At 60.0% G+C, this 25064-nt stretch carries 22 protein-coding genes; 13 read left to right on the top strand and 9 right to left on the bottom strand.

Annotation, left to right across the window (positions count from 1 at the left end):
• Window positions 1-61: 61 nt before the first annotated feature.
• A complete protein-coding gene (gene greA / locus RAH42_RS08680) occupies window positions 62-544 on the bottom strand; it encodes a transcription elongation factor GreA (RefSeq protein WP_317540254.1) in 483 nt (160 codons plus the stop codon).
• Between the two features lie 160 nt (window positions 545-704).
• On the opposite strand from greA, the gene RAH42_RS08675 reads away from it, so the two are divergent.
• The 11 genes from RAH42_RS08675 to RAH42_RS08625 all read left to right on the top strand — a co-directional run bounded on the left by RAH42_RS08675 (window position 705) and on the right by RAH42_RS08625 (window position 13478).
• Window positions 705-2519, top strand: coding sequence for a ribonuclease J (locus RAH42_RS08675; protein WP_078015185.1), 1815 nt, complete (start codon window positions 705-707; stop codon window positions 2517-2519).
• Between the two features lie 81 nt (window positions 2520-2600).
• A complete protein-coding gene (locus tag RAH42_RS08670) occupies window positions 2601-3392 on the top strand; it encodes an undecaprenyl-diphosphate phosphatase (protein WP_078015184.1) in 792 nt (263 codons plus the stop codon).
• 3 nt (window positions 3393-3395) lie between these two features.
• Window positions 3396-3998, top strand: a complete 603-nt coding sequence (locus tag RAH42_RS08665; protein ID WP_078015183.1) for a Maf family protein — start codon at window positions 3396-3398, stop codon at window positions 3996-3998.
• Window positions 3995-5905 carry a DUF5693 family protein gene (locus RAH42_RS08660; RefSeq protein ID WP_143521668.1) on the top strand — a complete coding sequence of 637 codons (1911 nt, stop codon included), beginning with the start codon at window positions 3995-3997 and terminating at the stop codon, window positions 5903-5905. The genes RAH42_RS08665 and RAH42_RS08660 overlap by 4 nt, the downstream gene beginning before the upstream one ends.
• A gap of 1 nt (window position 5906) precedes the next feature.
• Window positions 5907-6899 carry a polysaccharide pyruvyl transferase family protein gene (locus RAH42_RS08655; protein ID WP_317539269.1) on the top strand — a complete coding sequence of 331 codons (993 nt, stop codon included), beginning with the start codon at window positions 5907-5909 and terminating at the stop codon, window positions 6897-6899.
• 59 nt (window positions 6900-6958) lie between these two features.
• A complete protein-coding gene (locus RAH42_RS08650) occupies window positions 6959-7654 on the top strand; it encodes an ATP-binding cassette domain-containing protein (protein ID WP_296427544.1) in 696 nt (231 codons plus the stop codon).
• The gene (locus tag RAH42_RS08645; RefSeq protein WP_078015179.1) at window positions 7641-8525 is read left to right on the top strand and encodes a permease-like cell division protein FtsX; all 885 of its coding nucleotides are present in this window, start codon (window positions 7641-7643) and stop codon (window positions 8523-8525) included. The genes RAH42_RS08650 and RAH42_RS08645 overlap by 14 nt, the downstream gene beginning before the upstream one ends.
• The gene (locus RAH42_RS08640) at window positions 8506-9735 is read left to right on the top strand and encodes a peptidoglycan DD-metalloendopeptidase family protein (RefSeq protein ID WP_296427541.1); all 1230 of its coding nucleotides are present in this window, start codon (window positions 8506-8508) and stop codon (window positions 9733-9735) included. The genes RAH42_RS08645 and RAH42_RS08640 overlap by 20 nt, the downstream gene beginning before the upstream one ends.
• 34 nt (window positions 9736-9769) lie before the next feature.
• On the top strand, window positions 9770-11227 hold the full coding sequence (locus RAH42_RS08635) for a S41 family peptidase (protein WP_296427539.1): 1458 nt from the start codon (window positions 9770-9772) through the stop codon (window positions 11225-11227).
• Entirely contained in the window at window positions 11224-12195 is a 972-nt protein-coding gene (locus RAH42_RS08630; RefSeq protein ID WP_296427537.1) for a divergent polysaccharide deacetylase family protein, read from the top strand. Before RAH42_RS08635 ends, RAH42_RS08630 begins: the two co-directional genes overlap by 4 nt.
• A complete protein-coding gene (locus RAH42_RS08625) occupies window positions 12192-13478 on the top strand; it encodes an adenylosuccinate synthase (protein ID WP_296427535.1) in 1287 nt (428 codons plus the stop codon). Before RAH42_RS08630 ends, RAH42_RS08625 begins: the two co-directional genes overlap by 4 nt.
• Window positions 13479-13551: 73 nt before the next feature.
• On the opposite strand, the gene purE is transcribed toward RAH42_RS08625, so the two are convergent.
• The 8 genes from purE to purS form a co-directional block, all read right to left on the bottom strand.
• The gene (gene purE, locus RAH42_RS08620) at window positions 13552-14079 is read right to left on the bottom strand and encodes a 5-(carboxyamino)imidazole ribonucleotide mutase (RefSeq protein WP_078015174.1); all 528 of its coding nucleotides are present in this window, start codon (window positions 14077-14079) and stop codon (window positions 13552-13554) included.
• Window positions 14080-14091: 12 nt separating this feature from the next.
• Window positions 14092-15387: a phosphoribosylamine--glycine ligase gene (purD, locus tag RAH42_RS08615; RefSeq protein WP_078015173.1), complete on the bottom strand. Its 1296-nt coding sequence runs from the start codon at window positions 15385-15387 to the stop codon at window positions 14092-14094.
• A 3-nt stretch (window positions 15388-15390) separates the two neighbouring features.
• Window positions 15391-16911, bottom strand: a complete 1521-nt coding sequence (gene purH, locus RAH42_RS08610) for a bifunctional phosphoribosylaminoimidazolecarboxamide formyltransferase/IMP cyclohydrolase (RefSeq protein WP_078015172.1) — start codon at window positions 16909-16911, stop codon at window positions 15391-15393.
• Between the two features lie 11 nt (window positions 16912-16922).
• The gene (gene purN / locus RAH42_RS08605; protein WP_143521667.1) at window positions 16923-17492 is read right to left on the bottom strand and encodes a phosphoribosylglycinamide formyltransferase; all 570 of its coding nucleotides are present in this window, start codon (window positions 17490-17492) and stop codon (window positions 16923-16925) included.
• A complete protein-coding gene (gene purM / locus RAH42_RS08600) occupies window positions 17489-18484 on the bottom strand; it encodes a phosphoribosylformylglycinamidine cyclo-ligase (protein ID WP_317539268.1) in 996 nt (331 codons plus the stop codon). Before purM ends, purN begins: the two co-directional genes overlap by 4 nt.
• A gap of 149 nt (window positions 18485-18633) precedes the next feature.
• Window positions 18634-20757 (bottom strand): phosphoribosylformylglycinamidine synthase subunit PurL, encoded by a 2124-nt coding sequence (purL, locus tag RAH42_RS08595; RefSeq protein WP_317539267.1) that lies wholly within the window; start codon window positions 20755-20757, stop codon window positions 18634-18636.
• Window positions 20754-21461 (bottom strand): phosphoribosylformylglycinamidine synthase subunit PurQ, encoded by a 708-nt coding sequence (purQ, locus tag RAH42_RS08590; RefSeq protein WP_078015169.1) that lies wholly within the window; start codon window positions 21459-21461, stop codon window positions 20754-20756. The genes purL and purQ overlap by 4 nt, the downstream gene beginning before the upstream one ends.
• Window positions 21458-21715, bottom strand: coding sequence for a phosphoribosylformylglycinamidine synthase subunit PurS (gene purS / locus RAH42_RS08585; RefSeq protein WP_078015168.1), 258 nt, complete (start codon window positions 21713-21715; stop codon window positions 21458-21460). Before purS ends, purQ begins: the two co-directional genes overlap by 4 nt.
• A 399-nt stretch (window positions 21716-22114) precedes the next feature.
• Here purS and lepA point away from each other — a divergent pair, with 399 nt between their 5' ends.
• Both lepA and hemW read left to right on the top strand, forming a co-directional pair.
• Window positions 22115-23935, top strand: coding sequence for a translation elongation factor 4 (gene lepA, locus RAH42_RS08580; RefSeq protein ID WP_078015167.1), 1821 nt, complete (start codon window positions 22115-22117; stop codon window positions 23933-23935).
• Entirely contained in the window at window positions 23925-25055 is a 1131-nt protein-coding gene (gene hemW / locus RAH42_RS08575; protein ID WP_317539266.1) for a radical SAM family heme chaperone HemW, read from the top strand. Before lepA ends, hemW begins: the two co-directional genes overlap by 11 nt.
• The last annotated feature ends 9 nt before the right edge of the window (window positions 25056-25064 follow it).

Below are 25064 nucleotides of genomic sequence, written 5' to 3'. Positions count from 1 at the left end.
CATCATGCTGAGCCTCTCGGCGTTTTTATATCGCGGTCCGCAAAGAGTTTGGCCGCTGGAACTATTTGACTCTGATCTTGCGAATCTTGAGCTTGCGGATTCCCATCGGGACCTTGACGGGCACTTCGTCGCCCACCCTTTTGTTCATCAGGGCCCGCCCTACGGGGCTCACGGAAGAAATGAGCCCCTTTTCCGGATCGGATTCTTCCGAGCTGACAATGGAGTAGACGAACTCCTTGTTGTGGGTGATATCCATGATGGTCACGGTCGTTCCCACCGAAACGTGCGAATTGTCCAAACTGGCCGAATCGATGATTTTGGCGCGTGAAAGCTGATATTCCATGACTTGGATCTTGCCTTCGAGTTTGGCCTGGTCGTCCTTGGCCGCGGCATATTCGGCATTTTCGCTGAGATCGCCGAAAGAACGGGCCTCTTCGATCCTGCGGGCGATTTTATAACGTTCTTCGCTTCTGAGCTGTTTTAATTCGGTGCTCAGTTTGTCATAGCCTTCCTGAGTCATTTTGTCATAGCCTTCCTGAGTCATTAAAACAGCGTCGTCGTTGTGCTTGTGTTCAGCCACTGTTATACCTCCAGTTGGGGAAAGAAAGATTGAAATGCAAAGATGCCTTATACAATACTATTCTAGCAGAATTGTTCTTTCATTGCGAGAGCCATCGCAAAAATCATAGACAAGGAATGTTGAGATGAAAAATAATTCGAAGAGTGCAATATCAACGCAGCCCGCAACGGCGTCGCCCCAGAGAAAGGGCACCAAAGGGACGTACAGCCGGCGCACGATCAGCGAAAAGGGGACGGCAATGAACGTCTCACGCGCAGCCTATGCCCGCAGAAGAAAGATCGCCTCCGCGCCGACTGAAACGCTGAAGTTTATTCCTCTGGGCGGCCTGGGGGAGATCGGCAAGAACATGTACGCCATAGAGTACGAAAATGACATTGTGGTGATTGATGCCGGTCTGATGTTTCCCGATGAGGAGATGCTGGGCATCGACTTTGTCATTCCCGACATCTCCTATCTCGAAGAAAATCGAAAAAAAATCCGCGGCATCCTGATCACCCATGGGCATGAGGACCATATCGGCGCGCTGCCGTTCGTGCTGCCCAAGCTGGACGTCCCCGTGTACAGCGCCAAGCTTACTCTGGGCATGATCGAGGGGAAGATGCTGGAAGCCGCGCCGCGGTACAAGCCGCGGCTGGTGGAGGTCAAGGCCGGAGAAACCGTTGCGCTTGGCGTTTTCAAGGTTACGTTCATTTCCGTCTGTCACTCGATCCCCGACGCTTTGGGGATCGCCGTCGAGACCCCCCTCGGCGTCGTGCTCCATACGGGCGATTTCAAGTTCGATCCCACGCCTGTCGACGAACACGTCACCGATTACGCCGCTTTCGCCGAACTGGGGCGGAAGGGCGTGCTGCTCATGGCTTCCGACTCCACGAACGCTGAACGCGAAGGTTTTACAAAATCCGAAAAGTCGTTGATCGGGTCCATCGACAATCTTTTCCGCACCTACCGCAACCGGCGCGTCATCATTTCCGCTTTCGCCAGCAACCTTCATCGCGTCCAGCTGGTCCTTGACGCGGCGGCGCGCTTCAACAGGAAGGTCGTCTTCGCCGGGCGCAGCATGGTCAACAACGTCGAGCTGGCAATACGTCTGGGCTATATAAAGGCTGATCCCGAGACCGTTGTCCCTCTTGCCGAGATGGATTCTTACAACGATTCCCATCTTGTCGTGATGACGACCGGCAGTCAGGGAGAACCCTTTTCCGGGCTTGTTTTGATGAGCAAAGGCGCTCATCATCGAGTCAAGCTTGACAGCAAGGATGTGGTGGCCCTTTTCGCCAATCCCATTCCCGGCAACGAAAAATTGGTCAGCAACACCATCAACAGACTTTTTGAACTGGGATGCGAAGTCCTGTACGGCAGGGAGGCGGGGCTGCATGTTTCCGGACACGCCTCCAGAGAAGAGCTGAAAATGCTTCTCAGCATGGTGAAGCCTCGATATTTCGTTCCCGTTCACGGCGAATATCGCATGCAGATCCGTCACTCGCAGCTGGCCGAAGAAGTGGGGATCCCCGAAAAAAATGTTTTCATCATGAACAATGGCGACATCCTTTCCATCACGCGGAATTCGGCCGGGGTCAAAAGCAAAGCGCCGGCCGGCGCCGTGCTGGTAGACGGTATGGCGCTGGGGGAGAAGGAAGGCTCGATCCTGAAGGAACGTCAGGAACTTTCGGAGAACGGGGTCCTCGTGGTCTCGATCACGCTTGACAAGAAAGGACGTCTTGTCGGCGAGCCTTGTTTCGAGAGTTACGGCCAGATCCATTTCAAGGACGCGGAAGGGATGCGTCAGGAGTTTTCCGAAGCCGTCCGCCGCGCTTTGAAACGCGAGGCTTTGGAAGACGACGAGCTTTTGAAAAAGCAGATTTCCCTGCGATGCAAGGAGCTGCTGAGGAAGTACATGCGCAGCGCCTCCGCTGTGATTCCGCTGATCGCAAGGTTATAACGAGACACTGAGATTCGTTCAGAGCTTTTAGGCTCTGAACGAATTTTCTGGCGGATAAATTCTGTGAAACGGGTGAAAGTGATGACTCCATTTATTTCCAGCCTTTCGCAAGGCGTGTTGCAGGGATTGACCGAGTATCTGCCGGTCAGCAGCTCCGCGCACTTGGCGATATTTCAGCATGTGACGGGGAACGGCGAGGCGGGACTGGCGTTCGATCTGGTACTGCATGTGGCTACGGTCTGTTCTACGCTGGTTTATTTCGGCACAGACATTGTGCGGATGCTTTTCGAATTCTTTCGCGGTTTCAGAATGCCGGTCGGACAGAAATCAGACGGATGGTATTTCGGCTGGGCCGTCATCTTCGGATCCGTTCCCACGGCGATCATCGGTCTGCTGCTGAAGCCCTTCGTGGAGAGAATCGGCGCTTCGATGGCGGGCGTCGGCGGTGCGCTTTTGGTGACAGGCGTCTTGATGCTGATCCTTGCGGTCGTTCCCGCCGGCACGCGTAAAATTTGCGTTTCCATCGGCCTTATTGTCGGCATCGCTCAAGGGATCGCGGTGATCCCCGGTATCTCGCGTTCGGGAGCGACGTTGGTTGCAGGCGTTCTATGCGGCTTAAGCGCGGCGGAAGCGTTTCGCTTTTCGTTTTTGCTTTCTCTCCCGGCCATAACGGGCGCGGCAGTGCTTGAACTACGCCATGCCGCCGGGGCGGGCGTATCCCTTCCCGAAGGCTGGCTTTATGGCGCGCTGCTTGCCTTTGTCTCCGGATTGATAGCGTTGTATGTGCTCCATCGCGCGATCCTCCGCGGGCGCTGGTGGATTTTCGCTCTGTACTGCGGAGCGCTGGGACTTGTCGCGCTGCTCTGGCTTTGATTCATGCGCATCAGAGATGTTCACGTGATCCTCGCGTCGGCAAGCCCCCGGCGCAAGGAACTCCTTGAAAAAATCGGCCTGAGCTTCGACGTCATTCCCGCCGATGTTGCCGAAGAGAGGATGGCCGGCGAGTCTCCCGCGCGCTTGGTCATGAGGCTTTCCGAATTGAAAGGGCAATCCCTTGCCGTGAAATATCCGCAGGCATTGATCATCGCGTCCGACACGGTGGTGTCTCTGGGAGCGGAAATTTACGGCAAGCCGCACGACGGCGCGGAAGCTTTTGCCATGCTCTCGTCTCTTTCGGGCAGGGAGCACGCGGTGTACACCGGCCTGGCGCTGTTCTGGAAGAGGCGCCGACTCTGTCGGTACGAGTGTACGAAGGTGCAGTTCAGGGAACTGACCGCCTCGGTCATAAAGAGCTATGTTGCGACCGGCGAACCTTTCGGCAAGGCTGGCGGCTATGCGATTCAGGGGTTGGGCGGTCTTTTCGCGCGGGCGATCCACGGAGATTACTCGACGGTCGTGGGGTTCCCGGTGTGTCTGTTCGGCTCTATGATGGAAGAGTTGAGGTTTTCTTTAAATCAACTCTGGGAGGTGTCTTCATGATGACGAAAACTAAAAATGACGCAAGGGTGTTTGTTTATTGTCTGTTCGCGGCATTGGCGCTTGCCATACCGTCTCTCATGTGGCGGTTGTTTCAAGAGCATGCGAACCGTTCTGCGCTGCTCGTGTTTGACCTGATGGAACTTCATTCCTTAAACGCGGAAGAGGGGCAGAATAGATTTGCGGCGCTGATGGAGGCGGGAATTTCTGCGTTCATGGTGCCCGAGTGCACGGCGGAAGATCTCGTCAAGGGGGCCGTCGATCAGGTAACGGCGGTTCCGGCAGCCGACGTGCCCGATTCAGTCCTCAGGAGTTTTTCTTATCCCTCGGGGACCGTCGTCATTCTCAGGGATCCGGCGCTGGCGGAACTGCAGCAAGAATATTTAAAGAGACGCTTCAAGAGCGGAGAGCGCGTCGCTGAGGGGCGGACCGTCTATTTCAGGATCCCGCGTCCTTATGTGCAGCTGGAAAAAGCGGGCGTCCTGCCCGATCTGCGTTCCATGCAGTACCTTTCGGCGGCCGGCGTGCCGTTGGTTTTCGCGCCGTCGCCCAGTGTGGGCAGCTCGGGTGAAGGGCTTGAGGAGAGCTTGACGTTTGTCTGCGACAATTTCTCCAGCGTCAAGGTCCTCTGTCCCACCGGAGAAATTGCCACAACTTACCCTGATACGGAACGACTGGGCAGCTTTGTCAAGGAACGCGGTTTGCTGATGGCGCAGGTAGAATTCTCGCGGCAGTACGGAGCGGACAGACAGGTCGCTGCCGCCTGGCCGAACGTCGTGTCGCTGCATGCCGTGGATCGCGAGGAAGTCCTGAAAAGGAATATCATCCGCCCCATTATGCTGAATCGCTTTTACCGCGCCGCAGAGGAGAGAGAAGTGCGTCTTCTGGTGCTCCGCGCGGATCCTTTGCGCGCCGTTGCGCCTCAGCTTGCCGAATATTGCGAGGACGTCAAGGCTCTGCGGGCGCGTCTCGACGGAAACGGCTTCAAGCGTCTGTGGCCGGCCCCCGCTCCGTCCAGCCCATGGATCAATTCGTTTTTTTCGGCGATCGCTCTGCAGATTTTGTTTTTGCTGCTGCTGGCGAGATATGTCGAGCGTTATTTCGACATGTCGCTCCTTTCTCGGAAACGTTTTTTGGGCGTCCTTGCGGCGACGGCCGTCGTCCTTGGCGTGTGCTCTTTGTACGCGGGAATCCTTTCCCGACTTGGCGGAGCGTTTGCCGCCGGGTTCCTGGCGGCGGAAGCTTCGCTGTTGGCCATGGATCGCTGGAAGGTGCCCCTGCGCGGGGCGGTTGAAGGTTTTCTGCTCGTGCTTGTCGGCGGTCTCGTGATCGCCGGCCGTTTTTCCGTGCCTCTCTATATGTATCGCCTGAGCACGTTCAGCGGCGTCAAGCTGAGCTTGCTCCTTCCGCTGCTCCTCATTCTGCTGATCGACGTGCATAAGCGCGAACATCCCGAATCATTGCCCGAGATTTTGTCGCGGCCGCCGCTTTGGGGCGAAATCGTGCTGGCGGGAACGCTGCTGCTGGGCGCCGCAGTAATGCTGCTGCGCAGCGGAAATTACGGGCTCGTCGGAACGTCCGAGATCATGTTCCGCGACTGGCTTGAGAAAATCCTCGGCGCCCGTCCCAGAACCAAGGAATTTCTTATCGGCTATCCAGCCCTGGTCGTCTGGTACTATCTAAAACGTCAGGAAATGTGGGCTCATTGGCGGGAAATCCTTCGCCTGGCCGTGACGCTGGCTTTCTCCTCCGCGGTGAACAGCTTCTGCCATTTCCATACGCCCTTGCCTTTGACGTTGCTTCGGGGCTTCAACGGATGGTGGATCGGCCTGGTGCTGGGCAGCCTCGTCCTGTTTGTCGGCGTACGCGTGGGGCGGCCGCTCTTCCGGCGGCTGCGCAGTCTCTTGTAAAATGACGCGCCGCTGGAAAGTTCTGCTCTGCGGCTATTACGGCATGGGAAATCTCGGCGACGAGCTGCTGGCGGCCGCGACCATTCGGCTTCTGAAAAACTGCGGCCTGAAGGAACGCGAGATCGCCATGCTGTCGGGAGAACCGAAAAAAAGCGTGGAACAGCATCGCGTTTATCCAATCGACCGCTGGTCCCGCCGGGATGTTGTCCGGGCTTTGAGGCTCAGCGAGACTTTGCTGCTCGGCGGCGGCGGGATTTTTCAGGACAGTTCCAGTTTTCGCAGTCCGTGGTATTATTGGACGGTAGTTAGATTGGCTAAACTCTGCGGCTGCAAAACATGGGCGGTCGGCCAGTCCATCGGCCCGCTGTCGCGCCGGATCAATCGCCTTTTGGCCCAAGACGCCTTCCGAAGCTGCGAGATCGTTTCGGTCCGGGATCTTCACTCGCAGACTTTTCTCAATGGACAGTGCCTTCTTTCGGACGATCTGGCCCTGGCGCTTCCTTTCGGGAGAGAGAGCCGGCGCCCCGAATATTTCCTCGTAAATTTCCGCCGTCATGACGGGGAACTGGAGTACGAAGCCGCGAGGGCTTACGCCCGTTCGTCTCCTGCCGGGAAACTGAAAACCGTCGGAGTCGCGATGGACAAGAACGATCTCCAGCTGATGCGGGAGATCCGGGAACGCGGCGTGTGCGGAGTCGACGAGCTTATATATCCCGACGCTGAACAGCTGTCGAAACTTTTCAGCGGCGCCGCGGGAGCGTTTGGCATGCGCCTTCACTTTGGCGTGCTCTCGCTGAAGGCGGGCGTCCCATGCACGCTGATCCCGTACGATTCGAAAGTGTCCGATTTCGCCGGGCGTTGGGGAGGAACTCTATGGAACGGCGGCGGGGTCCTCTTTCCCCGCCCATGGCAAAAGCGGGCCGATCTGGAAGCGGCGTGCGCGGCGATCCAGTCCGACTTTGTCCTCTGCTTCGAAAGGGCAATGCGCTCGTGATTGTGGTATGATAATCAGCGGCGCTTTTGATTGGGAATGGCGACAGGAGGTGCATTGCTATGGAGATCCACATAAACGGACTGACGAAAATCTTTCCGCCGAACATCCTGGCCCTCAGCGATATCTATCTGGACATTTCGGAAGGAGAGTTCGTATACCTGATCGGCACTACCGGTTCCGGAAAAACGACGCTGATGCGGATGCTGACCCGGGAAGTGCTGCCGACACGAGGACAGGTCAGCCTCGACGGAATCGACCTGCGCCGGCTCTCGTCTTCCAGTCTGCCATACTTTCGACGCGACATCGGCGTGGTGTTTCAGGATTACAAATTGTTGCCGAATCTGACGGCATGGGAGAACGTGGCCTTTGTTCTCGAAGTGTGCGGGGTGCCGCGCGCGGAGGCACGCGAAAGAACCGACGACGTCATCGATAAGGTCGGCCTTTGGAACCGCAGGGGGCTTATGCCCGATCAGCTTTCCGGCGGAGAACAACAGAGAGTCGCCATCGCGCGGGCGATCGTGAATGCGCCGCGCCTCTTTTTGGCGGACGAACCGACCGGCAACCTGGACGTGCATACGGCGGAGTACGTGATGAAACTGCTGCTGTCCATCCATGCCGCGGGAACCACCGTGATCGTGGCGACGCACGATCAGCACTTGGTCGATACGTATCGTCAGCGCGTGGTGGAACTGCACATGGGACGCCTGGTCCGCGACGAGCGGGAAGGGAGGTACAGCATCAGTGGGGACTTATAGGTATGTTGTGCGCGACACGCTGCGGCTGTTTTTTCGTCACTGGGGTTTGAGCCTTCTGACGCTGGTCACCGCCGCCTCGGTCTTTTTTCTTGTCGGGGCAAGCTCTCTTCTGGCGCTGAATATCCGCAAAATTGCCGTGAACATCCAGAGCGACTTGGTAATACAGGCTTATGCTTCCTCGGAGGAAGCGGTGCATCACATTATCGACGCTTTGAAGGATAACCGTGACATTGCGGAGCTGAAGTACATCTCCCCTCAGGAGGGGCTGGATCGTCTGCGCGCGAAAATGGGCGCCCAGTCGAAAGCGGTGACGCTGTTGGGAGACAATCCTTTGCCCTGGACGATCGAGATCAAGGTGAGACAAGCTCCGCTGGTGACTTCGATCGTCAAGCAGCTTTCGGGGATGAGCGAGATCGACGACTTGATGTACTCCGGAGCGCTGGCCGAACGTCTGGTGAAGCTGTCCTCGCTGATTTCCAAAATCGCTCTGACGGTTCTCGTGATCGCGATGCTTGTGAGCGGCCTGGTCTTCTATAACACGATTCGCATCGGCATTTATTCAAGGCGTCAGGAGATATCGGTGATGCTTCTTGTCGGCTCGACCCGCTCATACGTGGCGTCTCCCTTCGTCCTCAACGGGATGCTGCTGGGGCTGTTAGGCGCTGTGGCCGCTGTGATCCTGCTGCATTATGGACAGTTGCATGTCATGGGGACGATCGATGCGGTCCTGCCGTTTCTGCGTCAGCAGTTGCAGTGGAGAGAGATCGTTTTGCTCGATCAGGTCCTGCTTTGCGCAGGTGTGACGATGGGGTGGCTGTGCAGCTTTATCGCTGTGCGCCATTACATAAAAAATGCGGCTGCCCCGCTTTAGAACCTGCGTCCTGCCGGTCTTGAAACGCCGCTTGCGCTCAGGAAAAGCCGTCTGGCTTTCCCTTTGTGCGGCGCTCGTTCTCGGCTCTCCGGCCTTGAGCGCGTCAAGCCTCGACGACAAGATCGCTCAGCAGAAAAAGCAGCTGGATCTGCTGAACAAACGCATTCAATATCATACTCGCGAACTTGCCGAAGCGAAGGCAAAGGAAAAGGGGTATCTGCGCGAACTGTCTGTGTTCGATCACCGCGTTCAGCAGTCCGAGGAGCAGATTGCCCTGCTTGATCTGCAGATCGAAAAGAACGAGCGGGAACTCAAAGAGGTCGGCGAAAGCATTGAGGAGCATAATAAGCGCATCGGAGCTTTGCAGGATATCCTCTCAAGACGGTGCGTCGCTATTTACAAATACGGCGGCGCGGCTGATTTGAACGCGATGCTCTCGGCGGCGGACCTGGCGGAGCTCAACAACCTGACGTATCTCATGAATCGTTTGAGTCGCCAGGACGAGAAAGACATCGAAGCTCTTGAAGCGGAAAAGTTAGCTCTGAAAAGCGACGAATTGAAACTTCAACAGACGCGCGGGCAATTGGCTCAGCGCCATAAACAGCGCACGCGGGAACAACAGGCCAATAAGCAGGCTGGAGCTCACCGCAGGGAACTTTTAGCTCGCGTGGAGAAGGATAAAAAAGCCCACGAAGCGGCGATGCGGGAGAGCGAAGAAGCCGAAAAAGCCCTGCAGAAAAAGATTGCCGAATACCTTAAGAAGAAGGCCCTTGCCGCTCGACCGGGGAAAAATAAAGGCGGCCGTATTCCCGCTTACGAAGGCAACGGCAAGTTCGACTGGCCGGTTCCAGACCGAAAGGTGACAAGCCGCTTCGGGATGCGGGTTCATCCTCGGTTCAAAACGAAACGTCAGCATACGGGCATCGATATCGCCTCTCCTCTGGGGACGCCGATCAAGACTGCCGGCCCTGGGGAGGTCATCTTTGCGGGGTGGATGAGAGGATACGGCCAAGTGGTCATCATCGATCACGGCGGCGGTTACGCCACTGTTTACGCTCATATGAGCAGGATTCAGGTCGATGAAGGGGACACCGTGAAGAGAGGGGCCACGATCGGCAGGGTCGGCATGACCGGCGTGGCGACCGGGGCGCATCTCCATTTCGAAGTGCGTGTGAATGGAGAGGCTCGCAATCCGTTGAAATATTTGTAGTGGAAGGAGTAGAAAGAGCCCTTTTGGGGAACTCATGAAAATACTGAAAAAATATCGCGATGTGGCGCTGGGGATTCTGATCGGCGCGGTCCTCATGACTCTTATCCCCGTGGTGTACGCCAGCAAGGGGGAATTGTCGCAGGTCGCTCCTTTCTCGACTGATTCGCTGTGGCTCCTGAAACAGGCGCGCGTTATTGTCGAGGCGTATCAGGTCGATGCGGCAAGCAACGACATCGATGAGAGTGAAATGGTCCATGGGGCCATGCGCGGAATGCTGGGCGCGTGGAAAGACCCATATACGCGTTTTCTCGATCCTCAGCAGTTGGAAGACGAGAAAACTTCCTTGGAGGGATCCTTTGGCGGTTTGGGAATCAATATCGCCAGCCGCGACGGGAAAATCCTCGTCATAAATCCCATTGAAGGAACGCCCGCCGATAAGGCCGGGCTGCGTCCCATGGACGAAATTGTCAGAGTGAACGATGATATCGTCATCGGCTGGGACCTCGACAAGGTTGTGAAACTGCTTCGCGGCGATCCCGGCACGGAAGTCTCCGTGGGGATCCGTCGCGCCGATACGGCCAGGCTGATCGATTTCAAGATCGTGCGGGACACGATCAAGATCGAGACCGTGCACGCGGAGATCCTCAGCGACGATATCGGTTACATTCGCCTGCGCCAGTTCATCAAGACCAGCGCGCCGGATGTGGGCAAGGCCGTCATCGATCTCAAAAACAAAAAAGCGAAGGGATTGATTCTCGATCTCAGGAATAATGGCGGCGGTCTGCTCGACTCAGCGCGCGATATCTGCGACCTGTTTATCGACGGAGGACTTGTCGTTTCGACGAAGGGGCGCGTTGATTCGGCGAACGAAGAGTTCTATGCGCATGAAGGCGTCCTGACTCAATTGCCCCTGGTCGTGCTGATCAACGAGGGCAGCGCCAGCGCTTCCGAGATCGTCTCCGGCGCTCTGCGCGACCGCAACGGTACGCTTCTGATCGGCGCCAAGAGTTTTGGCAAGGGATCGGTTCAGGTCCTCTTCAATCTTTCCGATGGCTCGGGGATGTTCGTGACGACGGCTCGCTATTTCACTCCGAAAGGAGTCCGCATTGACCACGTCGGCCTTTCTCCCGATATTTACGTGAAATCCCTGTGGAGCGACGAAGATCGCGACAAGGCGGATTCAAGCCAGGGAGACAAAGGCGAGGCGGAAGGAACTGGAACGCCGAATGGGAAAGCGAAAAACGGGCCGTCAGAAGAAAAATCCACAAAAGACGCCAGCCCCCGCGATCCCCAGCTGGACAAAGCGAAAGAGACGCTCTTGAAACTGATTGCGGGAGAAAAACCGGAAACGCTGAGGGATCCCATCCCTGAGCCCGTGTCTTCCGACGTTTCCGTCATTTCCGCAGATCAGGGCAGCGATGACGCTGCAGTGAAGAGCGAACGCGACGATAAGAGTTCGAATCCCGACAAGAAACCCGTTCTTGGCAAATGAAGAATCCCTTCTGGGTTCTGGCGGCGGTGATCTCCTTTGCCGTCGTTTGCGTTTTTACGAACATGATGCACAATGGAGAGAGCGTACGGCGTCGAGAGGCAAGAAAAGCGGAGAACGCGGTCGTCTTGTCGGCGGAGGAGCGGCTGTGGCGTCCAGGGGCGTTTCTTTCTCTGGAAAAAACGCTGTCCTCGACGAAGAAAACGATTCTCGTGGCGGCCTCTTGGGTGGCGAGGCTCCAGTCGGCGGCGCTGCCAAAGAAAGGGAAGCCCGCCGCGGCGTCCCGCCCTCGTCTGGCCCTTGTTATTGATGATTTCGGCTATAATTACGGCATGGCCGAGCGCATCGCCCAGTTGAGACTGCGCGCGACGTGGGCGATTATTCCCGGTACGCCGCACGGTCACAAGATCGCCGAATATGCAGTCAGACAGGGGCAGCCCTTTCTGCTGCACGTGCCGATGCAGGCGATAGGAGATCCGGACGGCGGGCGTAGTTACGTTGTCGGAGTCGATGTGCCGGAAGAGAAAATGACCGTGTACCTTGCGTCGCTGCAGAAAGATTTTCCGCATGCGATCGGCATCAACAATCACAGAGGTTCAAAAGCGACTTCCGACGCGCCGACAATGCGCCGCTTTATGAAAGCGCTGTCGGCGACCCGGTGGGGCTTTCTGGACAGCCGCACCAGCGGCAGGACAGTCGCCGAAAAAACGGCTCGGAACTATCATATCCCGACCGCTCAGAACAAAGTGTTTATCGATGGGACAACGGATTTGCCCACGATGAAGGCGCGCTTCAACGCGGCGCTTCATCTGGCGAGAAAATATGGCAACGCTGTCGCGATTTGCCATGCGCGCGAGAAAACGTTGCCTTTTCTGGCCTACCTGAGCACACTTGACCCGAATCCGGTGGAGCTGGTGACGGTAGACGAGATCTGGAATTCGCAGCAGCCTGTTAAGGAGGAAAAACAATGAAGGGCAAGATCGAGGCGCTTATCGGCGCTCAATGGGGAGACGAGGGAAAGGGCCGCGTTGTCGATTCCATCGGCTCGAGAGTGGATGTTTTCGCCCGTTATCAGGGCGGAGCGAACGCCGGCCATACCGTGTACGTCGACGGGGAGAAATACGTGTTTCGCCTTTTGCCTTCGGGAATGCTTTATCCCGGCAAAACCTGCGTGATCGGCAACGGCGTCGTCATCGACCCCGAGCAGCTGCTGAAAGAGTTGGGCGAACTGCGCGCCCGGGGGAAAGACCGCGCGTGCCTTCGCGTCAGCGGAGCGGCTCACGTGGTGATGCCGTACCATAAGCTTTTCGACCAGCTCCAGGAGGAATCCCGCGACAGCGAGCATAAGATCGGCACGACCGGGCGCGGCATCGGTCCTTGCTATGCCGATAAATACACGCGCATTGGCATCCGCGTGGAAGACCTCCTGGACGAACATGTGCTGCGCGAAAAACTCGGCGTCGCTTTGGCCGAGAAGAACCGGATCCTTACCGGCGTGTACGGCAAAGAACCGTTGGCTCTCGGCCCCATTTATGAGCAGGCGTTCCAATGGGGCAAGGAGCTCTCGCCTTATGTGGCGGACGTTTCGCTTGAGGTATACAACGCGCTCGAGAACGGACAGACGGTGTTGTGCGAAGGCGCGCAGGGCACGTTGCTCGACGTCGACCACGGCACCTATCCCATGGTGACGAGTTCCAATCCCGTTTCTTCGGGCGGCTGCGTCGGTCTGGGGATCGGCATGAAGTACGTGGACCGCGTCATCGGCGTGGCCAAAGCCTATCTGACCCGCGTCGGTTCGGGCCCGTTCCCGACGGAGGATTGCGGCCCCGACGGCGAAGAGATCCGCCGCAAGGGCGGCGAATTCGGCGCCGTGACCGGACGTCCGCGCCGCTGCGGCTGGCTCGATCTCGTCGCGCTCCGTTACGCCGTGCGGGTGAACGGCTTCACCTGTCTGGCTCTGACCAAGCTCGATATCCTGACCGGCTTCAAAGAGCTGAAAGTTTGCAATTCTTATAAAGTGGGCGACAAGATCGTCGCGGATTTTCCCTCCGCCATCGCCAAGCTGGCTCAAGTCGACCCCGTGTATTACTCGCTGCCCGGCTGGAGCGAAGACATTTCGGCGGCGCGTGCTTTCGAAGATCTGCCGGAAAACGCCCGCGAATATGTGCGGCACATCGAACAGGTCATCGGCATCCCCGTCGTTCTGATCGGCGTCGGCCCGGATCGCGAGCAGCTTGTGCTGCGCGGATTGTAAAAAACTCGTAAAAACAAAAATGGAATGAGGAAACGAATTTTCGTTTCCTCATTCCATTTTTGTTTTTTGAAGATCAGCGCAACGCTTCTTCGGGGGCCATGGGCAAGTCGGCGAAGACCTGGGCGTCGCGGCGCGACGAGCGCACCTTGGCCGCTTTCTCGTCGGCGTAGGACTGCAGCTTCTCAGCGACGGCGCCGTCATGGGCGGCGACGATGCGCGCCGCCAGCAGCGCGGCGTTGGCAGCGCCGTTGATGCCGACGGAGGCCACGGGCACTCCGGGCGGCATCATCGCCGTGGAGAGCAGCGCGTCCATGCCGAGCAGCGTGCCCGACTCGACGGGGATGCCGATCACTGGCAGCGTCGTCTGGGCGGCGACGGCGCCGGGAAGAGCTGCGGAAAGGCCGGCTACGGCGATGATCGCTTCCAAGCCGCGAGAGCGCGCGCTTTGAGCGTAATGCGCCGCGTCTTCGGGCGTGCGGTGAGCCGAAGCGACCGTAACCTCGAAGGGGATGCCGAGCTCGCGCAGCGTGGCGCCGATTTTCCGGGCGTGCGGGGCGTCGCTGGCGGAGCCGAGGATGATGCCGATTCTGGGATGGTTCATAAACGTTCTCCTTTAAACGGAATTTTTCTCGAAAACCTGATGGCCGATGTCGTTTCGATACTGCATGCCTTGGAAACGGATTTTGCCGACGGCCTCGTAGGCGCGTCCCCGGGCCTGCTGCAGCGTATCGCCGGTCGCCGTGACGCAGAGCACGCGGCCGCCGGCCGCCATGATTTTGCCGTCCTGGGCGGACGTTCCCGCATGGAACACGGTCACGCCCGCGACGGCGCCGGCGGCGTCAAGGCCGTGGATTTCCGCCGCAGCGGATGCGGCGGCGGGGTAACCGGCGGAGGCGAGGATCACGCAGAGGGCGTTTTTCTTTTCCGTGCGCCACGGGAAGGACGCCAGCTCGCCCCGGGCGACATGCCAGCACAGATCGACCCAATCTCCCTCGAACAGGGGCAGGAGCACTTCCGTTTCGGGATCGCCGAGGCGCACGTTGTACTCCAGCACTTTGGGCGTGCCGTCCGGGGCGATCATCAGGCCGACGTACAGAACGCCGCGATAGTCGAGCTTTTCTTTCCCGAGCGCGGCGACGGACGGTTCGATGATCTCGCGGCGGACGCGGTCCATCAGCTCTTCCGTGACCCACGGCGCGGGGGCGTAGGCGCCCATGCCGCCGGTGTTGGGGCCGCGGTCGCCGTCGAGAAGGCGCTTGTGGTCCTGGCTGGTGCTGAGGAGCCGGTACGTCGTGCCGTCGGTGACGACCATCAACGACAGCTCGCGTCCTGGCAGCGCTTCTTCGATGACCAGCGTCTCGCCGGCGGCGCCGAGCTTTTTGCCGACGAGCATCCGACGCGCCGCCTCGCGCGCGCCCTCGAGCGTGGGTTCGACGAAAACGCCCTTGCCGGCGGCCAGACCGGAAGCTTTGACGATATAGGGACTGGAAAAGTTGGAAAGCGCGGTTTCCGCTTCCTCCATCGTGCGGCACACGTAAAAGTCCGCGGTGGGAATACGATGGCGCGCCATGAATTTTTTGGAGAACTCTTTGCTCGCTTCGAGCTGCGCGCCCGCGCCGGACGGGCCGAACACGGCCACGCCGCGGGCGCGCAGCGCGTCGGCGACGCCGGCGGCAAGCGGCCCTTCGGGACCGACGATGGCCAGGTCGATCTGATGATCCAGACAGAAGGCGGCCAAAGCGGCGCCGTCCGTGACGTTCAGCGCATGGCACTCCGCCTCCTGGGCGATGCCGGGATTGCCGGGGACGGCGTAGAGTCTGCCGCAGCGAGGCGAGCGGGCGCAGGCGGACACGAGCGCGTGTTCGCGCCCGCCGCTGCCGATGACGACGACGTTCAGTCTGCTGTCCATGGCTTAATGGCGGAAGGTTCGGTGCCCGCTGATGAACATGGACACGCCGAGTTCCTGGGCGCGCGCGGCGACTTCTTCGTCGCGCACCGAGCCGCCCGGCTGGATGATGGCGGCGATCCCGGCGGCGGCCGCTTTTTCGACGCCGTCGGGGAACGGGAAGAAGGCGTCGGAAGCCATCACCGCGCCTTTGGCCTTTTCGCCGGCCTGGCGCGCCGCGAAATCGACGGCGAAGACGCGGCTGCAAAAGCCCATGCCGATGCCGACGGCCTCGCCGTCTTTGACCATGGCGACGGCGTTGCTCTTCGACACGGCCGCGACTTTCCAGGCCAGCACGAGATCGTCCCAGAGATCGGGGCGGGGCGCGCCGACCCACTGTCCCTTGCTTTGATCGGGCAGAGGCGCCAGTTCGTCGTCCTGCATCAGCATCCCGCACCAGGTCGAAACCATCTGCTTGTCGAAGGCGCGTCCGCCCTTCCACGTCATGACGCGCAGATTTTTGCGCTTTTCGGTCAGGAGCTTCAGCGCCGCGTCGTCGATGGAGGGGCACAGCAGCACCTCGGTGAAATGTTTGGAAATGGCTGCGGCCGTTTCGAGATCGATGTGGCGGGTGACGCCGACGACGCCGCCGAACGCCGACAGCGAATCGCAGGCGAAGGCGCGGTCGTAGGCTTCGGCGACCGATTTCCCGACCGCCATGCCGCAGGGCGTGGTGTGCTTGATGACGACGGCGCCGACGTCGCTTTGCAGCATGGCGGTGGCGCGCATGGCCGCGTCGAGGTCGAGCAGATTGTTGTAGGAGAGTTCCTTGCCGGCCAGCTGCGTCACGGGCGAGTCGGCCAGCGGCGGAAGATAGACGCCGGCCCGCTGATGGGGATTTTCGCCGTAGCGCAGTTCCTGCGTGCGCACGAGCGGCAGCGTCACGGAATCCTCGCCGGATTTTTCGCCCAGCTCGCGGCGCAGTCCGTCGCCGATGGTCGCGTCGTAGCGGGCGGTGGCGTCGAAAGCGCGCAGCGCCAGGCGGCGGCGCGTCGCGGGCGTCACGTCACCTTCGGCCTTGAGCTCTTCGAGAACGGGAGCGTAGTCGGCCGGATCGGTCATGACCGTCACGTAGCGGTAGTTCTTGGCGGCCGCGCGGATCAGAGCCACGCCGCCGATGTCGATGTTTTCGATCAGCGCGTCGAGGGCGGCGCCGGAGCGGGCCGTCTTTTCGAACGGATAGAGATTGACCGCCACCATGTCGATGCCGGCGATGTCATGATCTTTCATGTCCTTGACGTCGGCGGGCAGATCGCGGCGGGCCAGGATGCCGCCGAAAACGAGAGGATGAAGCGTCTTCACCCGTCCGCCGAGGATGTGGGGGAACTTTGTCAGATCGGAAACTTCGACGACGGGGACGCCCGCGTCGCGGAACATCTTCGCCGTGCCGGAGCTCGACAAAATCTCCCAGCCCAGCTCCGCGAGAGTTTGCCCGAGCTCAAGCGCCCCCGATTTGTCGGCCACCGAAATAAGCGCTCTGCGTTTCATGTACAGACCTCCTATGAAATCCGCTTGATGTAGTCTTTCAACGCCTGCCAGTAGAGCTGATGCTCCACGGCGTGGATTTTGGCCTCGAACGTCTCGATCGTGTCTCCGCTTTCGCGGGCCACTTCGCGCTGCGCCAGGATCGGGCCGTGATCCATCTTGTCGTCGACGAGGTGGACCGTGACGCCGCTGACCGGTTCGCCGCTTTTCCAAAAGTCCTCGATGCCGTGCGCACCGGGAAACTTCGGCAGCAGCGCCGGATGGATGTTGAGGATCCGTCCTTCGTGGCGGCCGACGAACTTGCCCGTCAGCAGGCGCATGAAGCCGGCCAGGACGAGCAGGTCGATCCCGCGCTCCTGCCAGAGCTTTTCGACGGCCGCCTCGCCGGCGGCGCGTCCGTCTTCATAGGGCAGCACGGCCGTGGGAATGCCGCGCTGCCGGGCGAGGCGCAGCCCCGCCGCGGAAGCGTTGTCGCTGGCCACGAAAAGCACCTGCACGTCGGCTTTTTCCGCGGCGACGTGAGCGACGATGGCCTCCATGTTCGTGCCGCGGCCGGAGATGAGAATGCCGATCTTGCAGGTCATGCTCTGACGACGCGCCCGACGCGGCGCGGTTTTTCGCCGAGCGATTCGAGGACCGCGGCGACCTCGGCCTCGTCTTCGGGCGAGACGATGAAGACGTAGCCGATGCCGAGGTTGAAGACACGGCGCATCTCCTCTTCGGAAACGCCCTTGGAGGCGATCAGATCGAAAACGGCCGGGCGCGGCCAGTCGTAGCTCAGCTTGCAGACGCAGGGAGAGGGAACGACGCGGTTGATGTTGTCTTCGAGACCGCTGCCGGTGATGTGCGCCATGGCCCTGACCTTGCCCGTCTTCGTCGCCGCGATGGCCTGGGGAACATAGAGGCGCGTCGGCTTCATCAGCGTCTGTCCCAGCGTTTCGCCCGCGACGGGGCCTTCTTTGTCCAGACCGTGGGCGATCTCCTCCGCCAGCGCCGAACGGACCAGCGTGTAGCCGTTGCTGTGGATGCCGGAACTGTGCAGGCCGATGATGACGTCCCCCTCTTTGACCTTGGAGCCGTCGATGATCTCCGATTCTCTGAGCGTGCCGACGGCGAAGCCGGCCAGATCGAAACTTTCCCTGCCGTAAACGCCGGGCATCTCCGCCGTCTCGCCGCCGAGCAGCACGCAGCCGCAATATTCGCAGGCCTCGACGACCGACGTGACCACGGCGGACATCATCTTTTCGTTCAGCGCGCCGCAGGCGATGTAATCGAGAAAGAAGAGCGGCACGGCGCCGCCGGTGACTAGATCGTTGACGTTCATGGCCACGAGGTCCTGTCCGAGGCCGTCGTAGATCCCCGAGGCGCGGGCGATCTCGACTTTTGTCCCCACGCCGTCGCAGCAGCCGGCGATCAGCCGGTCCCCGTCGAGGCGCATCAGCCCGCTGAATCCGCCGATGCCGCCGACCACCCGCGGGTCGGATTTGCGGCGTTTCATAATGCCCTTGATCGTTTCAACCCAATGGTCGCCGCCCTTGATGTCGACGCCGGCCTTTTCGTACGTCAGATTGCCCATGATCTTCTGTCCTCCAATTAGTCAAAGCCAGATATTTCGATTGCAGACGGTTCAGCCGCGTCCGTCAGCCCAAACTTCGGCGCGGCGCGAAAAAACGCCGTGGTCACACGAGCCGCTGCCGATGAAAGGACGCGGCTTGCACTTGAATTTTAAAGATTTCTGAACGCCTTGTTCAGCTCCTCGACGCTGCGAAGGCATTTCCCGCCGACGGCGAGGCATGGACCGCCGACAACGCCGATCTCCTCGAGAGGCACGTCCTTCCAGCAGCGGCGGAATTCTTCGACCTTCGCGGTCGGCACGGCGTAGATCGCCGCGGTCGCTCCTTCTCCGAAAAGATCGGCGGCGCTGTAATCCTTCTCTTTCAGATCAACGCCGACGCCGCTCTCGATCGCCTCTTTGGCGACGACGACGAGCAGTCCGCCGCCGATGATCGGGCGGGCGCTGTCTGCCGCCTGGGCTTTCGCCGTGGCCAGCGCCGCGGCGTTGAAGGCCCGCTCGCGCTCGGGCACGAAGGGAACGGGACGGCCGGCGAAGTCGCGCGCGTAATGGCGTTGATAGACGCTCGCCGCCAAAGTGCCTTCGTTCCAGCCGGCCAGGAAGAGCACGTCGCCTTCCCTCCACTGGCCGCATTTCATCACCGCCGGCGCTTCGACGATGCCGACCACGCCGAGCAGCGGCGTCGGCAGGATCGCCGTGGCGGACGTTTCGTTATAGAGGCTGACGTTGCCGGAGACGACGGGACAGTCGAGCTCGCGGCAGGCGGAAGCCATGCCCTCGACGCTGTGCGAGAGCACCCAGAAATGCTGCGGGTTTTCCGGCGACGGGAAGTTGAGGCAGTTGGTCAAACCGCCGGGAACGGCGCCGGCGACGGCCAGCGCGCGGCAGGAACGGGCCACCAGATTGGCGGTCGCCCGCTCCGGATCGAGCTCGCAGCCCCAGGGATCGGCTTCCATGCTGACGGCGCACAGCCGTCCCGAGTCGGCGACGCGGAAGACGCTGACCGGCGATCCCGGGCCGACGACGGTGTTCGTCTGCACCATCGAGTCGTACTGGACGTAAATGTCTTCCTTGCAGTGCAGATTGGAATCTCCCAACAGATCGACAAGGGCCTGTCCCGGGCAGGGCGCGTCGAATTTCAGATCCTCGTTCCAACGGGCTTCGAGATCGGGGCGCTGCTGCGGCCAGTCGATGGTGGGGCAGTCGCTGCCGATCGTCGTCGCGGGAATGTCGGCGGCCAGCGCGCCCTTCCAGTAAATGCGGTAATGGTCGCCCTCTTCGGTGCGGCCGATCTCCGTGGCGTCGAGCCCCCACTTCTCGGCGATCGCGTAAATTTCGGGCATCTTCGCGTCTTCGACGATCAGCAGCATGCGCTCCTGGGACTCCGACAGGGCGATTTCCCACGGCTCCATGCCTTCCGCCCGCAGCGGCACCTTGTCGAAGTCGATCGTCATGCCGACGCCGCTCTTGGCGGCCACTTCCGACGAGGAAGAAAGGATCCCGGCCGCGCCCATGTCCTGCATCGACACGAACAATCCGGCGTCGCGCATCTCCAGGCACGCTTCGGTGAGCAGCTTTTCGACGAACGGATCGCCGATCTGAATCGACGGACGGCTTTCCTTGGTGTTGTCCTTCAGTTCCGCGGAGGCGAACGCCGCGCCGGCGATGCCGTCGCGTCCCGTTTTGGAGCCGAGGATGACGACCGCCTGGCCGGGTCTGGCCGTCTGTGAGCTGACGATCTTGTCGAGACGGACCGTGCCGATGTTCATGGCGTTGACGAGCGGATTGCCCTCGTAGGTGGGATCGTAACAGGTCTTGCCGCCGATGGTGGGCACGCCGATGCAGTTGCCGTAGCCGCCGACGCCCTTGACGACGCCGTCGTGGACCGGCGACTGCTCGGAGCCGAAGAACAATCCGTCAAGCGAGGCGACCGGCCGAGCGCCCAGAGCGATGATGTCGCGGATGATGCCGCCCACGCCGGTTGCCGCGCCCTGATAGGGTGCGACCGCCGAGGGATGGTTGTGGCTCTCGACCTTGAAGGCGATGCCGATTCCTGCGCCGCCGTCGATGATGCCGGCGTTTTCCCCCGGACCGAGGACGACGTACTGCCCTTCCTTGGGCAGTTTCTTGAGCAGCGGGCGCGTGGATTTGTAGCTGCAGTGCTCCGACCACATCACGCCCATGATGCGCAGTTCGAGTTCGTTGGGCTCGCGCCCCAGCGTTTTCTTTAAAGAAAGATATTCGGACTCGCGGAGTCCTGCTTCTTTGTAATTCATCGGCGAAGGCCTCCTTCAAGCCAGCTTTTTACGGAAGTCCAGAATCCGGCGCCGTCGTTTCCGCCCAGCAGCGGATCGCTGTAGCGTTCGGGATGCGGCATCAGCCCCAGCACGTTGCCGCGATCGTTGACGATGCCGGCGATGTTGTTCAGCGCGCCGTTGGGATTGCTTTCCGGGGTGATATTGCCCCGCGCGTCGCAGTAGCGGAAGGCGACCCGTCCTTCGCCTTCCAGGCGTTTCAGGCCTTCGGCGTCGATGTAATAGCGTCCCTCGTTGTGGGCGATCGGGATCGTGAGGACCTCGTTTTTCTTGTATCGAAGCGTGAAGGGCAGATCGTCGCGCTCGACGCGGACAGTTATGGGCTTGCAGACGAAATGCATGCAGTCGTTGGCCAAAAGCGCGCCGGGGAGCAGACGGCTTTCCGTCAGCACCTGAAAGCCGTTGCAGATGCCGAGAACAAGCCCGCCTTTGGCGGCGTGTCCCTTGACCGCATTCATGATCGCCGAGTTCGCGGCCATGGCGCCGCAGCGCAGATAGTCGCCGTACGAGAAGCCTCCGGGGAGGATGACCAGGTCGGTGCGGTCCGGCAGAGACGTCTCCTTGTGCCAGACCGTGACGGCCGTCGCGCCGGCGACCGAGGCCGCCGCTTTTACGGCGTCCTGGTCGCAGTTGCTGCCGGGGAAAACGACAACGGCAGTCTTCATGCGCGGGCCGCCTCTGGTTCGATCGTGAACTCTTCGATAATATCGTTGACAAGCAGATCGTCGCACATCTTCTCAACCTGCGCGACGGCTTCGGCCTCGGAGGCGGCGTCGACGTCGAGATGGATGTACTTGCCGACGCGCAGATTTTTCAGGCAGCCGTATCCCATGCCCTTGAGAGACGCCGCGACCGTTTTGCCCTGAGTGTCGAGCACGCCTTCCTTGAGAAAAACAAGCAGACGGATTCCGTAAGTCATCAGTTCATACCTCTTTCTGGAAATTGCATTCCAAATAATTTTCTCCTTCAGGTTCAAAAAATATCCACGGACCTGAACGCAAAATCGCACTGACATTATTCTTCATCATGAAATAAAAGTCAATAAATAGAGCGCATGATTTTTGCCGAAAGAGACCCCGTTTTTTGTTCGAGGCCGTTCATAACGATAAAACGAGTCGTTGCGCGAGCCTTGAAACCTCTTCCACAAATAATAACAGAGAAAGGGCTCTTTCGCGAAAGTTTTTAACTTTTTCGAGATGGATCGGCACTCGAAAGCGTCGAATCAAAAAGACTTTGTGCCGGCCGGAAAATCGTGTATACTAGCTTGCAGATCAGAAATCGCAATTTTTGTATCACGCACGAAGGAAGGACGATTTTTGTGACAGCCGATCCTCGAAAAATACGCAACTTTTCAATTATCGCTCATATCGACCACGGCAAGTCTACGATTGCCGACCGGCTGCTGGAATCGACGGGAACGATCGCCAAAAGAAACATGAAGGAGCAGATCCTCGACAACATGGCGATCGAACGGGAGCGGGGCATCACCATCAAATCCGTCCCCGTGCGCATGGAGTATCGTGCCGCCGACGGGCAGGCGTACGTGCTGAACCTGATCGACACGCCGGGGCACGTCGATTTCGGCTACGAAGTGTCGCGCTCTCTGGCGGCCTGCGAGGGCGCGCTGCTCGTCGTGGATTCCACGCAGGGGGTGCAGGCGCAGACGCTGGCGAACGCTTACAAGGCGGTCGATCACGATCTGACGGTGCTCCCGGTTCTGAACAAAATCGATCTGCCCTCGGCGCGCCCGGAGGAAATCCGCCGCGAGATCGAGGACGTGATCGGCATCGACGCTTCGGAGGCCGTGTGCTGCAGCGCCAAGGAAGGCACCGGCATCCGGGACATTTTGGAGCAGGTCGTCGCTCGCGTTCCCGCGCCGCGGGGGAGCGAGGGCGCCCCGCTGCAGGCGCTGATCTTCGACGCCGTTTACGACAACTACCGGGGCATCGTCTGCTACGTCCGCATCATGAACGGCGCCATGCGCCCCGGCGACACGGTGAAGATGATGGCGACGGGGGCTTCCTATGCGGTCGAAGAGGTGGGCGTCTTTTCACCGGGCTGGACGCCGGTCGACGCGCTCGGGGTGGGGGAAGTCGGATACTTTACGGCGAGCATCAAGACGCTTGACGAAGCGCGCGTCGGCGATACCGTGACGAGCGTCGCCCGGCCGGCGGAAAAGGCGCTGCCCGGTTACCAGGCGGTGAAATCGGTGGTCTATTGCGGCTTTTATCCGGTCGAGCGCGACGACTTCCCGCAGCTGCGCGACGCTTTGGAGAAACTGAAGCTGAACGACGCCTCGCTGACTTACGATCCCGAGACTTCGACGGCTCTCGGCTTCGGATTCCGCTGCGGCTTTTTGGGGCTGCTGCATATGGACATCTCGCGCGAGCGGCTCGAACGCGAGTTCGACGTCCGTCTCGTCGCCACGGCGCCCAACGTGGTGTACCGCGTCGTCAAAAAAGACGGCGAAGTCGTCGAAGCGCACCGTCCCAGCGATTTTCCTCCGGAAGGAGAGATCCAGGAAGTCCTGGAGCCGATGATCCGCCTGACGGTCTACACGCCCAAGGACTACGTGGGCAAGGTCATGCAGCTCTGCCAGGACAAACGCGGCGTCTATATCAACCTCGACTACATCACGCCCGAGCGGGCGCGGCTGGTCTATGATCTGCCGCTGGCCGAGTTCATCGTGGAATTCTACGACAAGCTGCAGTCGCTGACGCGCGGCTATGCGTCTCTCGATTACGAGCACATCGGCTTCCGGGCCTCGAATCTGGTCAAGGTGGACATGCTCATCAATCAGGAGCCGATCGACGCGTTCTCGTTCATCTGCCACGTCGACGACGCCTATCACCGCGGCCACGCTTCGGCCATGAAGCTGAAAACGCTGATCCCCAACCAGCTGTTCGAGGTGCCGATCCAGGCTTCGATCGGCAAAAAGGTGATCGTGCGCACCAACGTGCGCGCGCTGCGCAAGGATGTGCTCGCCAAGTGCTACGGCGGCGACATCTCGCGCAAGAACAAGCTGCTCGAAAAGCAGAAGAAGGGCAAGGAACGCCTGAAGCAGATCGGCAAAGTTTCCATCCCGCCGGAAGCGTTCCTTTCGTTCCTCGACGTGAACGATGAAGAGGATGGCAGATAAACGCCGCCTTTCGCTTTACGTCCACGTGCCTTTCTGCCGTTCCAAGTGCCCGTACTGCGCGTTTTACAGCTTTGCGCCGCGAAGCGGGCAGATGGAACGGTGGCTGGCGTGCGTCGCCGCGGAACTGGGAACGATACGTCGCGGGGTGTCGGAAGGAGAACGTTTTTCAACGGTCTACGTCGGCGGCGGCACGCCGTCGTATCTGCCGTCGTCTCTTTGGCGCGGACTGCTCGGCGCGCTGGGCACGATGCCGCGGGAGCTCGCCTGCGAGTTCACGGTCGAAGCCAATCCCGAGAGCGTCGACGAGGAAAAACTGGCGCTCTGGAAAGATTTTGGCGTCACTCGCGTCAGCGTGGGCGTGCAGTCCCTCGACGATCGGGAACTGAAGATGCTGGCCCGACCGCACGACAGCGCGCAGGCGCTGAGGATTCTCGAACTCTGCATGAAAAAAGGTTTTCGCGTCAGCGCCGATCTGATCTTCGGCCTGCCGCGCCAGACGCTGAGGCGCTGGCACGAAAACATGTCGAAACTCGTCGCCGAAGGCGTGACGCACCTGTCCGTCTACCAGCTCATGATCGAAGACGGCAGTTTCTGGGGGCGCCGTCGGCCGTCGGCGCTTCCCGACGGTTATCCGATGTACCGTTGGGCGCAGTATTATCTGCCGCGCCAAGGATTGAAACAATACGAGATCGCCAGTTTTGCGGTCCCGGGATTTGAAAGCCGGCACAATCAAGCCTATTGGAAGCGCAGCGACGTATATGCCGCCGGGCCCGCCGCCTGGGGCTTCCTGGACGGCGTCCGCTTCGCCAACTGCCGCAGCTTGGAGCTCTGGGCGGAGCGGATCGAGGACGGCCAAAGCCCCGTGGAATTTCGCGAGGAACTGTCCGGCGCCGAAGAGGCCTCGGAGGCGGCGGTACTGGCGCTGCGCACGAGCGAAGGCATCCATTTCGAGGAGTTTGCCGCGCGCTATGGCAAAAGGTGGCTCGACGCGATAACGGAGCGCCTGCATTCCTTGCCGGAGCCGGATTTTTTATGGGGCGAAGGCCGAGTGGCTCTTTCGCCGCAGGGAATGCGCGTCGGCAATTCGATCTGGGCGGAACTGATGGATTTGGAACGGTAAAGAGACCAT

It is taken from the genome of Pyramidobacter sp. YE332, assembly GCF_033060595.1.
GTDB lineage: Bacteria > Synergistota > Synergistia > Synergistales > Dethiosulfovibrionaceae > Pyramidobacter.
This window is presented reverse-complemented; position numbering and strand designations above follow the sequence as displayed.